The organism is Buttiauxella sp. A111 (assembly GCF_014189855.1).
GTDB classification, from domain to species: domain Bacteria; phylum Pseudomonadota; class Gammaproteobacteria; order Enterobacterales; family Enterobacteriaceae; genus Buttiauxella; species Buttiauxella selenatireducens.
On the sequence record NZ_BJFN01000002.1, the window covers coordinates 269,319 to 283,811 of the forward strand.

The following is a 14,493-nucleotide window of genomic DNA, read 5'->3' on the forward strand; positions in this document are numbered from 1 at the left end:
CGAAATATGAAGGCTATTTAGAAAATGCCCTGATCGTCGCTGTTTAACAGATCTTCTAATCCGCCTAACCCCTGGCGAGCCTGCGCACGATTCATCAGCTTAACCTGCGCCATTTCTGGCAAGTCAGTAATCGTAATCACGCCTTTTTGGATTAACAGAAAAATCAGGTCGTCCAATACACGCACCATTTCCAGGTCACTTTTTTGCAGCAACTCCCGATGGTGCATGCTTTCGTCCACCACGCTTCCGGCATTTTTCCAGGCTGAAATTTCAGCTGTCTCCGCCAAAACTTCCCCCGTCATTCCACTAAACGGCGCGTTCTCAACCCGGATCAACTGGCCGTCATCATTTCGTTGTACGTAATACATGGTTGCACCCTTTGAATTGCATGCGAAACACACCGCCCGGTGAGGGCGGTGTGAGTCAATTAATGTGAGTAATGCTCGGGTTTAGCGAGCAAATGATCCAGTGTATAGCTCGATGAACCATGAGCATCATGAGTCACTAAAGGAGCGGGATCGCCGCCCGTGTGGATGGAATGCACTGCATCGCCCTTCCCGCCGTGAGCATCGCCGCCTTTGATAAGCTGCGTGATATCCGTCCCTTCATGCAGCTCATGCGCCAGATCGCTCAGATCAATTTTCCCGTGATGGTCGCTCGCTTTTCCGGTGAAGACTTGATGATCATCGCTGCTGTGATGGTCTTTTTCAGGGTGATGAAGCTCGAAAGTCAGCGATTCATGGCTGTCATCAAACAGGTTACTTAACCCGTTATCGTGAGCAGCGGCATGCGCCGCATGGTGTGGTTTGTCAGCAAGTTCATGTGATTCTTTGCCATGACGAGATGCCGCATCCAGCGTCACGTTCACCTCTTGCGAGGCACTGCCCGTGTTGCCATGTTCATCGTGCGCGGCGATTGAAACCGTCACCTTGTTGTCACCGGGGTGGAAATCAGCCGTATTCACTGGAATGTCGTAAGTTAAATGCCCGTCCGTTTCATGCAAAATAGCCTCGTAATGCTTGCCGCCAAAAGTGGCGGTGATGTGAGCGCCTTTTTGCACATCGCCTTCAACCTGCCCGGTAATATGCGTCAGCTCATGATGGGCTTCGTGGGCATTGATGTGGTTATCACCCGCAACCTTGTTCACGGTAAGGGTCGCGTCTGCCTGGGTATCGAGTTGAATAGTCTGATGCGAGTAAGCCGATCGGGTATTACCCGCATGATCTTCCGTCGTCACACGCACCTTCAGCTCGTTATCGCCTTCGCTTAACCACGATTTGTCCATTTGCGCTTCGTAGCCCAAATGGCCGTTAATCATTTTTACTTCCGTGGTGAAAGTATGATGATTCACTTGCAGCGTCACGTGCTCACCCAGTTTCACATCCTGGCCCACCTGACCTGAAACGGTAATATGCTCAGGATCTTTCGCATTGACGACGTTTTGGGTAGCCAGCGGATTGATGGTGATCGAGGCATCAATTAGGGTGTCGACAAAAACAGGATGGGTCTGCGTAGCCGTGAAATGGTTACCTGCCTTATCGGTCACATCCACGCTGGCGTTCACATCGTTGTGCCCCTCGTGCAACCAGGCCTTTTTAATCTCAACGTCGTAACCCAGATGATCGCCCAAGTCTTTAACCGTCGTCGTGACAGCATGACCGTTAATTTCCAGGGTCACCGCATCACCCTCTTTCGCATCACCGTTCACCGTACCGGTGACAGAAATATGAGCAGATTCATGCGCATTAATGGTGTTATCCGCGGTTATTGCGTTAACGGTGATAGACGCATCGGCGTGGGTGTCGAGAACCACATCCTGTTTATGGGTCGCGATGAGTTTATTTCCCGCGTTATCGCGTATCCGCACACTCACCTCGACATCGTTGTAACCTTCGTGCAGCCAGCCTTTTACCACTTTAACGTCATAGCCCAGGTGGTCACCCACTGGCACAACTTTGGTCTGGATAGTGTGGCCATTCACGTTCAACGTGACGATATCCCCCCTCTGCGCATCACCATCAACCGTGCCAGTGACAGAAACATGAGCAGATTCTTTGGTGTTAATGACGTTGTCGCCCGCAACGGGGTCAAGGGTTATCGACCCATCAATATTGGTATCGAGTGTAATGTTATGCGTATCGGTCGACGTTGCCGTGTTACCCGCCGCGTCTTTCCCGGTTACCGATACCTCCACACTGTTCGGGCCTTCTTTAAGTGCACTATTATCAACAGCAATATCGTAAGTCAGCTTGCCGTCATGGTCGGCAACGACGCCCGTGAACGTATTGCCATTAACGGTAAGCGTGACCGGGTCCCCGTCATGGGCATCGCCCGTTACCGTGCCCGTAACATGCGTTGTCGGTTGCCCGAACTCTTTAATATTCACTTTATCGTCACCCGCCACGGTATCGATATGAATGCTGTTTGATGCCGTCTGATCAACGGTAATGGTGTTTTTTTCAGAAACAATCACGGTGTTTCCCACCGCATCGGTTCCGGTCACCGTGTAAGTAATGATTTGATTCTGAAGCAGATCTGAGGTCGGCACCTTCACGCTAAAGGTCAGATTGCCACTCGCATCTTTTTCAATCGGGACAATCAGGTCGTTGCCATTAACGTGCACAATCACATTATTGCCAACATGCACGTCACCGCTGACCGTACCGCTAATCTCCGTAAGCGCCTGTTTGCTTTCATCGTTATTCAGCACGTTATCGTCAGTCACGTTATTGATGTTCAGAGCAACATCGGCATGATCGTCAATGGCGACAGGTCTGGATGCACTTTGGCTAAAGTCATTACCCGCATCATCTTTGCCTGAAACCGTCACGGTAATATGTGGCTGTTCATTTGGATGAGCCGTTAATTCAGCGTCTAATTCAGCTTTTAAATCAGCGGTATTGACCTGCATTGTGTAGCCAAGCTGCCCGTTCATATTAGGCAACTCACCCACCGTTACGACCGTTGTGTGGCCATTGAGCGTGATTGTGACTTCATCACCAATACGTGCATCTTTACCCACCACGCCGCTTATTTCCGTCGTTTTGGCGCTGAGATCGTTCGCACTGAGGATATTGTCGCCCGACACCGTGTTTATGGTGATGGAACCTTCAGCGACGGTATCAACAGAAAGCCCGTGAGTTTCCGTCACGGTGATGCTGTTTTGCGCCGCATCGTGTCCGGTGACCTCGGCGGTGATCGTTTTCCCCTGTGCCAGATCGCTGGTGAGGACACTCACTTTGTAATTGTTGCTGCCGTCCACCACAGCATCATATTTATGATTATTGACGGTGATCGTCACATGATCGCCCTGCTCCACATCACCTGAAACTGTACCGGTAATGTCGGTATTCACGCTGCGCGTTTCATTCAGGTTAAGGACGTTATCAGACGTGACGTTATCGATGGTGACATGCGCAGAAACATCGGTATCCACGGTAACGGTGACATCATTCGAAACGGTGATCACATTACCTTGCTTGTCATGCCCATCCACGCTGGCAGTGACCTGAGGATTCTGGCGCAGGTCGTCGATGCTGACATCTTTGCTGAATGTCATCACACCCGTTGCTGGATCTTTGTGTACTTGCGTTGTGATCTTGTGCCCGTTGACCATCAACGTGACATTGCTGCCATCATGCACGCCATCGCCCGTCACTGTTCCACTAATGGTGGTGGTGCCGTTCTTCGCTTCTGCGATGTTAATCGTGTTGTCGCCGGCAATCTTATCCAGTTGGATCGTAGCGCTAACATCGGTATCCACTTGCACTTTTGCCTGTGCATCAAATACGTGAGTAACAGTGCCGCCATTATGTGCCGTGACGCTTGCCGTGATGTTCGGGTTTGCCATGAGGTCTTTGGTGTCGACGTTGGCTTCGTACCCCAATTCACCCGGAAGATTTGGCAGCTCAGAAACGATGCAGTCATAATCTTTACCGCCAACATGCACCGTCACATGATCGCCTTCCTTAACATCACCCGATACCGTACCGCGAACCACCGTCGTCGGTGACTGAGACTCGGTTTGGTTAATGGTGTTGTCACCCGCAACCGTGTTGATGGTGATCGTGGCATGCGGATCGCTGTAATGTGGTGTTGTGGTGCCACCGTTATGGTCGGTGCCGTTGTTATTACTCCCACCCGTCACATGAGCCTGCACCTGAGCCGTTGCCGTCTCGGTATTACCGTACGGATCGGTGCTGGTTATCTGTACTTTAACATCCGCATTATTGTCCAAATCATATGGACCGATATAAACCTGGCGACCCGTCACAGGGTCAGTTAAGTGATCGCCCTTAAACCCAAGATGGCCGTCCGGGTAGCGTTGAACCGTCGTTTCATAGGTTTTGCCACCAGCGAAGATTTTAACGACGTCCCCTTCTTTTGCATCACCGCCGACGGTTCCTTCGATAACCCAAAAATCTCTGGAACTGTTAAGTGCTAATGAGCCGATTTTTATCTCCGCGTCCGCGCGCGTATCAATATTCACGACGCGATCGAACTCCGCCAGCAGGGTGTTGCCTGCCGCATCAGCCCCCATCACTGAGGCATGAATATCTGGTTTATCACCGCCGGAAATCAAATCGGCAGTGCTGACATCAATGGTGTAAGTGCCTTTATCGCTCACATACCCGTAGTAATGTTGCCCGTTGACCGTCAGATCAACCTGATCGCCAGTATGCACATCGCCCGTGACATTCCCGGTGATCGTGGTGTGGTCTTTATGGGCTTCAGCATTGTTAATCGTATTGTCGTCGGTGACGGGATCGATAGTAATGGTCGCGTCCGCATGGTCATCTCTTGAGACGTCGTGAGTCGCCCCCGCCGTGATGGTGTTTCCAGCGGCATCGGATGTACTGACGGTGGCGACAATATGCGGATCGTGTAGCAAATCTTTCGTCGGAACATCAATGGAATACCCCAAGCCAAATTTCTGCAACTCAACCTTTACAGAGTAAACCTTGCCATCAACCGTCACATCCACCACATCGCCAATCTTAACGTCACCACCCACCCGACCGTTGATAGTCGTGGTATCAGATTCTTGATCGTGTTGGTTGAGAATGTCGTCGCCAGAGACGATATTGATCGTCAGCGAGGCGTCTGCGTGATCGTCAATATTCACCTGATGATGATCAGTTGCCGTCACGCTGTTCCCCGCCGCATCCGTTACGCTGATGCTGGCGATGATAGTTGGATCGGTATGAATATCACGGGTCTCAACCAAAATTTCGTAGCCCAGTTTGCCATCAGGCAGAGTTTCCACTGTGCCATGGTATTCATGGCCGTTGATGTTCAACGTCAGTGGATCACCCGCCTGCATTTCACCCGACACTTTGCCCGTCACCAGGGAATAGCGATGATTCAGTTCTTCGCCATCCAGGGTGTTATCGTCAGTGACTGAATCCACGGAGATATGCGCAATCGCCTGAGTATCAACGATAATATCCTGCGTCGCGTGCGCCGTTGCCATGTTGTTGGCCTGGTCGGTCACCGTCACGCTTGCTGTAATGTGCGGATCCACCATCAGATCATGAGTGCTGACCGAAATGCTGTATTGGTGGCTTGCATCCACCCGGCCTGTGTAGTCGATACCGTTGATATGCAGTGTGACCAGGTCGCCTTCTTTGGCATCGCCGCCGACGCTGCCAGTCACGTCGGTGAATTCACTCTGCGACTCTTTGCCATTGATCATATTGTCATGATTAGCGGTCACCGGATCGATGGTGATAGTCGCCACCGCTTCCCGGTCCACCGTCATGGTAGTGGTCACTTCCGCCAGTTGTTGGTTACCGACGCTGTCATGGCCGACAACGTGTGCAGTGATATTTTGATCCGCCAGCACATCTTTGGTGAGGATATTCAGGCTATAGCCGAGCGCGCCATTAAGATGCGGCTGCGGCTCCACGGTTGTCTCATAGTTATGCCCATTCACCGTGACGATAATTTTATCGCCCGCGTGTACATCATCGCCGCTAACAGTGCCGGAAACTTTGGTCGTGTGTTGCTTCGCTTCCAGTTGGTTGATGGTGTTATCACCCGAGACGATGTCCATGGTGATACCCGCCTCGGCGTGGTTATCGATGTGCACCGTATGCTCGGTGGTCACGGTCACCACGTTGTTTAAGTGGTCAGTCGAGGTAACAGAGGCGATGAATTTAACATCTGTATCAATCTTGCCTTGATTATCACTGAACGCGGAGGAATCAACCGGGATCTGGTAACCCAACTGGCCGTGACCTAAATCGATCACGTTGCCGCTGAAATGGTGACCATTAATCTCCAGGTTGACCGAATCACCCAGCTTCGCATCACCGCCAACAACGCCACTGACCAGTCGCATTGGTGTCGCCAGCTCATCGTGGTTCAGGATGTTATCGTCGGTAATCGAATCAATCGAAATCGTGGCATCCGCGTGGGTATCAACCGAGACATTATGCGTGAGCACCGCATGTGCAACGTTGTGTGCCGCATCATTACTGGTCACCGTCACCGTCACCGCATTATCGCCTTCATGAAGGACTCCGCGCGGGATCGCCACTTCGTAATGCAGGTTACCGTAAGCATCAGCAACGACCTTGCCGTGGTAGTTGTGGCCCCAAACATTGACCACTACCGGGTCACCGTCTTTTGCATCAATGCCACTCACATCGCCACTGATAAACGTTGCGCTGTTGGATTCCGCAGCATTGACCCAGTTATCACCTGCCACGGTGTTGATCGTTATCGCGTTATTGGCATGGTTATCGATATGAACCGTGTGATCGGTGGTCACTGTGACTTCGTTGTGCGCCGCATCATGAGAGGTCACCGAGGCGGTAAACTTAACGTCCCGGTCTATTTCGCCTTCGCTATTTTGACCAAACGCCGAGGAATCAACATCGATGCGGTAACCCAGATGGCCTTTGCCATCCAGATCAACCACCGTATCTGAGTATGTGTGCCCGTTAATCTCGAGGGTGACGATATCACCCACTTTGGCATCGCCATCTACCGTACCGGTGATGGTCTGCTTAGGCTGGGCCAGCTCATCGTGATTGAGTATGTTGTCCTCGGTCACGCCATTAAGCGTAATCGTCGCGTCAGCGTGGGTGTCCAGCGTGACGTTCTTATGAGCCGTCGCAATGGCTTCGTTGCCCAACGCATCGTGACTGGTTAGCGTCACCACCACATCATTCTTGCCTTCGTGCAGCGCACTTGTTGGCACCGGGACTTCGTAGCGCAGGTGGCCGTGGTTATTCACTACTACGCCAGTGAACGTTTGGTTATTGACGGTCACAACAACCGGATCACCTTCTTTTGCATCACCGCTCACACCGCCGGTAATCAGCGTATCTTGCGCGGACTCTTTGGCGTTGACATAACCATCGCCTGATACGGTATTCATCGTCAGACCGGTAACCGCGAAGTTATCGACATGAACCGTGTGCTCAGTCGTCACGGTCACTTCATTGTTGACGGCATCATGGGAGGTGACGGACGCGGTGAATTTCACATCCCCGTCAATTTTGGTGTTGTTATCACCGAATGCCGAAGAGTCCACCGGGATTTTATAGCCCAGCGTGCCGTCGCCCATCTCGATAACGTGGCCGGTATATTTGTTCCCGTTAAAGTCCAGAATGACGACATCACCTTTATGCGCATCACCACCGACCGTTCCGGTGATCATATGCTTTTGCTCAGCCATTTCAGCGTGGCTCAGGGTGTTATCTTTGGTGACACGATCAACGGTGATAGAAGCATCCGCATGGGTATCCAGCGTGACGTTATGATGCTCGGTCGCAATCGCTTCGTTACCCACCTTATCGTGGCTGGTCACCGTCACGGTGACATTATTTGCACCTTCTTTAAGTGCGCCACTCGGCACGGCAACTTTATAGACAAGATGGCCGTTTTCATAAGACACCTTGCCGAAGAACGGCTGTACATGCCCATCCAGGCGCACTTCCACAACGTCACCCGCTTTCGCATCCGGCCCGGTGACATCGCCCGTGATGAGAGTGTCGTGCAGGGACTCTTTAAAGCTAACGATGTTATCGCCCGCAACGGTGTGAATCGTCACGCCGTTATTGGCGTGGTTATCAATGTGTACGGTGTGTTCGGTGGTCTGGGTAACCTCGTTGCCCGCTTTGTCGTGGGCGGTCACGCTGGCGGTGAATTTAACGTCGGTGTCGATTTCACCCTGGTTATTACTGAACGCTGAAGAGTCCACCGGGATTTGATAGCCCTGCGTGCCGTCGCTCAGCTCAATCACGTTGCCGGTGTATTTGTGCCCGTTAATATCGAGCTCAACAACGTCGCCTTTACGCGCATCGCCATCCACCACGCCGCTGATCATCTGGTGCGCTTTATCCAGCTCGGTGTGGTTCAGCACATTGTCGTCGGTGACGCTGTCAATCGTGATGGTCGCTTTAGCCTGGGTGTCGAGCGTGACGGTTTTGTGCTCCGTCGCAACCGCTTCGTTACCCACGCCGTCATGGCTGGTGACCGTGACCTGCACGTCGTTTTTCCCTTCGTGCAACAGGTCGCTGTGCACCGCCACATCGTAGTGCAGTCTGCCGCGCGCATCCGCGAACACTTCACCTTTAAAGTCGTGCCCGTCCACGCGCACCACCACAAGATCGCCCGCTTTCGCATCCGGCCCGTTGACGATACCGGTGATGTGCGTCGGCCCTTCGGACTCCGTTTTATTGACTACGTTATCGCCCGCAACGGTGTTGATGGTCATGCCGTTATTGGCGTGATTATCAATGTGTACCGTGTCTTCGGTGGTCTGAATAACCTCGTTGCCCGCTTTGTCGTGGGACGTCACGCGGGCGGTGAATTTAACGTCGGTGTCGATTTCACCCTGGTTATTACTGAACGCCGAGGAGTCCACCGGGATTTGATAGCCCAGCGTGCCGTCGCTCAGCTCAATCACGTTGCCGGTGTATTTGTGCCCGTTAATATCCAGCTCAACAACGTCGCCTTTACGCGCATCGCCATCCACCACGCCGCTGATCATCTGGTGCGCTTTGCCCAGCTCGGTATGATTCAGCACGTTGTCGTCGGTGACGCTGTCAATCGAGAGGGTCGCTTTGGCCTGGGTGTCGAGCGTGACGTTTTTGTGCTCCGTCGCGATGGCTTCGTTACCCACTCTGTCATGGCTGGTGACCGTGACCTGCACGTCGTTTTTCCCTTCGTGCAACAGGTCGCTGTGCACCGCCACATCGTAGTGCAGCCTGCCGCGCGCATCCGCGAACACTTCACCTTTAAAGTCGTGCCCGTCCACGCGCACCACCACATGATCACCCGCTTTCGCATCCGGCCCGTTAACGATACCGGTGATGTGTGTCGGCCCTTCGGACTCCGTTTTATTGACCACGTTATCGCCCGCAACGGTGTGAATCGTCACCCCGTTATTGGCATGATTATCAATGTGTACGGTGTGTTCGGTGGTCTGAATAACCTCGTTGCCGGCTTTGTCGTAGGCGGTCACGCTGGCGGTAAACGTCACATTCCCGTCGATTTCACCCTGGTTATTACTGAACGCTGAAGAGTCCACCGGGATTTGATAGCCCAGTTTTCCGTCGGCTAGTTCGATAACCTCGCCGGAATATTTATGACCGTTAATGTCGAGCTCAACAACGTCGCCTTTACGCGCATCGCCATCCACCACGCCGCTGATCAACTGGTGCGCTTTATCCAGTTCCGTGTGGTTTAGCACATTGTCTTTAGTGACATCATCAATCGCGATGGTCGCTTTAGCATGGGTGTCGAGCGTGACGGTTTTGTGCTCCGTCGTAACCGCTTCGTTACCCACGCCGTCATGGCTGGTGACAGTGACCTGCACATCATTGCGGCCTTCGTTGAACAGGTCGGTGTGTACCGCCACATCGTAGTGCAGCCTGCCGCGCGCATCCGCGAACACTTCACCTTTAAAGTCGTGCCCGTCCACGCGCACCACCACAAGATCGCCCGCTTTTGAATCCGGCCCGTTGACGATACCGGTGATGTGCGTCGGCCCTTCGGACTCCGTTTTATTGACCACGTTATCGCCCGCAACGGTGTTGATGGTCATGCCGTTATTGGCGTGGTTATCAATGTGTACCGTGTGTTCGGTGGTCTGAATAACCTCGTTGCCCGCTTTGTCGTGGGACGTCACGCGGGCGGTGAATTTAACGTCGGTGTCGATTTCACCCTGGTTATTACTGAACGCCGAGGAGTCCACCGGGATTTGATAGCCCAGCGTGCCGTCGCTCAGCTCAATCACGTTGCCGGTGTATTTGTGTCCGTTAATATCCAGCTCAACAACGTCGCCTTTACGCGCATCGCCATCCACCACGCCACTGATCAACTGGTGCGCTTTGCCCAGCTCGGTGTGGTTGAGCACGTTGTCGTCGGTAACGCTGTTGATCGAGATAGTCGCTTTGGCCTGGGTGTCGAGCGTGACGGTTTTGTGCTCAATAGCTATTGCGGTGTTACCGGCATCATCGACACCCGTCACCATCACCTGCACGTCGTTACTGCCTTCGTTCAGGGCGTTTGTTGGCACCGGCACTTCATAGCGCAGGTGGCCGCTTTCATCGACGGTCACCGCGCCGTAAAATTCTTTGCCATTGACGCTCACCACCACGTGATCGCCCACCTGCGCGTCACCGGTGACTTCACCGCTGATAAACGTCGGCATACGGGATTCGGTCATGTTAACGGTGTTGTCACCGGCCACGGTATCAATGGTCAGGGCGTTATGCGCCTGGGTATCGAGCACGATAGTTTTGTGCTCAACGGCGATGGCCGTGTTACCCGCATCATCGACGCCGGTGACCATCACCTGCACGTCGTTACTACCTTCGCTCAGCGCATCAGTCGGCACCGGCACTTCATAGCGCAGGTGACCGTTTTCATCGACGGTGACCGCGCCGTAAAACTCTTTGCCGTTGACGCTGACCACCACACGATCGCCCACCTGCGCGTCACCGGTAATCTCGCCGCTAATCAATGTCGGCATGCGGGATTCGGCGGTATTCACGGTGTTGTCACCGGCCACAGTGTCGATGGTCAGGGCGTTATGCGCCTGAGTGTCGAGCACCACGGTTTTGTGTTCCACCGCAATCGCGGTGTTACCCGCATCATCGACGCCGGTGACCATCACCTGCACGTCGTTGCTGCCTTCGTTCAGGGCGTTGGTCGGTACCGGCACTTCATAGCGCAGGTGACCGTTGTCATCGGCTGTGACTTCACCATAGAACTCTTTGCCGTTAACGCTCACCACCACGTGATCGCCCACCTGCGCGTCGCCCGTGACTTCGCCGCTAATCAATGTCGGCATACGGGATTCGGCAGCGTTCACGGTGTTGTCACCGGCCACGGTGTCGATGGTCAGGGCATTGTGCGCCTGGGTGTCGAGCACCACGGTTTTGTGCTCAACGGCGATGGCCGTGTTACCCGCATCATCAACGCCCGTCACCATCACCTGCACGTCGTTACTGCCTTCGCTCAGCGCATCAGTCGGCACCGGCACCTCATAGCGCAGGTGGCCGTTTTCATCGACGGTCACCGCGCCGTAAAACTCTTTACCGTTGACGCTGACCACCACATGATCGCCCACCTGCGCGTCGCCGGTGACCTCACCGCTGATAAGAGTCGGCATGCGGGATTCGGCAGCGTTGACCACGTTGTCAGTCGCCACGGTGTCGATGGTCAGGGCATTGTGCGCCTGAGTGTCGAGGACCACGGTTTTGTGTTCCACCGCAATCGCGGTATTACCGGCATCATCAACACCGGTGACCATCACCTGCACGTCGTTACTACCTTCACTCAGCGCATCGGTCGGCACCGGCACTTCGTAGCGCAGATGACCGTGTTCATCGACGGTGACCGCGCCGTAAAATTCTTTGCCGTTAACACTGACCACGACTTTATCGCCCACCTGCGCGTCGCCGGTCACCTCACCGCTGATCAGGGTTGGCATGCTGGATTCGGCGGTATTCACGGTGTTATCACCGGCCACCTTATCAATAGTCAGGGCGTTGTGCGCCTGAGTGTCGAGCACCACGGTTTTGTGTTCCACCGCAATCGCGGTATTACCGGCATCATCGACGCCGGTGACCATCACCTGCACGTCGTTACTGCCTTCGCTCAGCGCGTTTGTTGGCACCGGCACCTCATAGCGCAGGTGGCCGTTTTCATCGACGGTGACTTCCCCGTAGAACGATTGGCCGTTGACGCTGACCACCACGCGGTCACCCGCCTGCGCATCACCCGTGACTGCACCGCTGATCAAAGTTGGCATGCGTGATTCATGGGCGTTCACGGTGTTATCACCCGCCACGGTGTCGATGGTCAGGGCGTTATGCGCCTGGGTATCGAGCACGATGGTTTTGTGTTCCACCGCAATCGCGGTGTTACCGGCATCATCGACACCCGTCACCATCACCTGCACGTCGTTACTGCCTTCGAGCAGGGCGTCGGTCGGTACCGGCACCTCATAGCGCAGGTGCCCGTTTTCATCGACGGTCACCGCGCCGTAGAACGATTGGCCGTTAACGCTGACCACCACGTGATCGCCGACCTGCGCATCACCGGTGACCTCGCCGCTGATCAAAGTTGGCATACGGGATTCGGCAGCGTTGACCACGTTGTCAGTCGCCACGGTATCAATGGTCAGGGCATTGTGCGCCTGGGTGTCGAGCACCACGGTTTTATGTTCCACCGCAATTGCCGTATTACCGGCATCATCAACGCCGGTGACCATCACCTGCACGTCGTTACTGCCTTCGGTCAGCGCGTCGGTTGGCACCGGCACTTCATAGCGCAGATGGCCGTTTTCATCGACGGTCACCGCGCCGTAGAACGATTGGCCGTTAACGCTGACTACCACGTGATCGCCCACCTGCGCGTCACCCGTGATCTCGCCGCTAATCAAAGTTGGCATGCGGGATTCAGCAGCGTTGACCACGTTGTCAGTCGCCACGGTGTCGATGGTCAGGGCGTTGTGCGCCTGGGTATCGAGCGTGATGGTTTTGTGCTCAATGGCAATGGCTTCGTTACCCGCCGCATCGTGGCTGACGAGCTGGACTTGTACGTCATTAGCCCCTTCTTTGAGAAGGTGGGTTGGAACCGGCACTTCGTAGTGCAACTGGCCGTTATCGTTCACGACAACACCGTGGAAATCGCGGCCACCTACCGTCACGGTAACCGGGTCGCCTTCATGAGCATCGCCACCGACCACACCCGTTATCATGGTTGGCATGCGGGATTCGGCAGTGTTAACGATGTCATCGCCTGCCACGGTTTGGATTGAAAGGGTGTTATGAACGTCGAGATCGATTTCAACGTGATGGTCAGAAGAGACTTGAATGGTGTTACCTGCTTCATCCGTTGAGGTCACAGTGGCATGGATGTTCGGGTCGGCCAGCAGCCCCTGGGTGGAAACATCAATGCGATAACCCAACACACCATTTCCCAGGTCGATAACCAAGTCGGTGTATTCATGCCCATTCACGGTGAGGGTAATTTTATCGCCGATTCTGGCATCCCCGGAGACCGTGCCATGAACAGAAGTCTGCGCATGATGGGATTCGGCAATATTGATAACGTTATCTGCCGTAACGTTATCGATGGTGATGTTGTCATGGAGCGCGATGGTGTCGATTTGTGCTTCAGCCGTGCTGACTGCCGTGCGGCCTGAAACATCTGTGGCGGTTGCGATAACGGTAATCTCACCTTCAGCAAGACCACTTAAATCAGGTTGAGTTGTCCAGTGACCATTTTGAACATCCACTTCAATCGTCAATGTGTTTTTTTGGCTATCGGTAAACGTCAGCGTCACATGATTCTGGTTACTGGTGCCGTTGATAGTGGCGTGATTTATTTCATTTTTGTTAATGAAGCCATCGTTACCCGCAAAATCATCAATCTGAACTAACGGAGGGAGAACGGGAGGAGAACCCGCCGTCCTGGCACCTTCGGGCAACTCATGTGTCCATGTTGGCGCGCCCAGGCCCTGAGTCTTAAAACCGGCAGTCGGATCAATAATCTCCCCGGTTAATTCCAGTTGGACGTGGGTATGACCCCCGCCGCCGCCAACAATGGGCGCTGGCGTTTCGTTACCTGCGGCGGTGGCTTCTAAGGATTGGGTCGGGTCAGCGCCATCAGCAATGGCTTTTTGTAACGAAGCGACATCCTGGGCATCATGTTCCGTGCTATTTACCGCGGTTAGACCGTGTTCAGTCCAGTGGCTGTTACGGCCGAGATCCAGCGTTTTGCCATCGGGCAAAGAGACGCTGACCGCGCCGCTACTGCCTGTGACAATCTCCTCGCCACTGTAAATTCGGTCACCTTCTTTCAAGAGACGCTGCGAGCCATCTGCTTCGATTACATAAACCTGGCCAATTACTGCTCTGATGACACCGAGTAAATTGCTCACCGTACCCTCTCTTGAATATCTTCGTTATTTTTATTGACCCGTCACGCTTCAAGCTGCATGTGCATTAGCTGCAACTCGAATTA

2 protein-coding genes are annotated in these 14,493 nt (G+C 53.8%); both read right to left on the reverse strand.

Translation table 11 applies throughout. The annotated features are described in order from the left end of the window. Nucleotides 1-17: 17 nt before the first annotated feature. Nucleotides 18-368 (reverse strand): tryptophan synthase subunit beta, encoded by a 351-nt coding sequence (locus tag BSPA111_RS07375; RefSeq protein ID WP_183270521.1) that lies wholly within the window; start codon nt 366-368, stop codon nt 18-20. A gap of 59 nt (nt 369-427) precedes the next feature. After that, nucleotides 428-14,410 carry a retention module-containing protein gene (locus BSPA111_RS07380; RefSeq protein WP_183270522.1) on the reverse strand — a complete coding sequence of 4,661 codons (13,983 nt, stop codon included), beginning with the start codon at nt 14,408-14,410 and terminating at the stop codon, nt 428-430. Nucleotides 14,411-14,493: the final 83 nt, after the last annotated feature.

Coding starts and splice junctions, on each gene's coding strand:
- BSPA111_RS07375 (WP_183270521.1), bottom strand. CDS start 368: ATGTATTACGTACAACGAAATGATGACGGCCAGTTGATCCGGGTTGAG.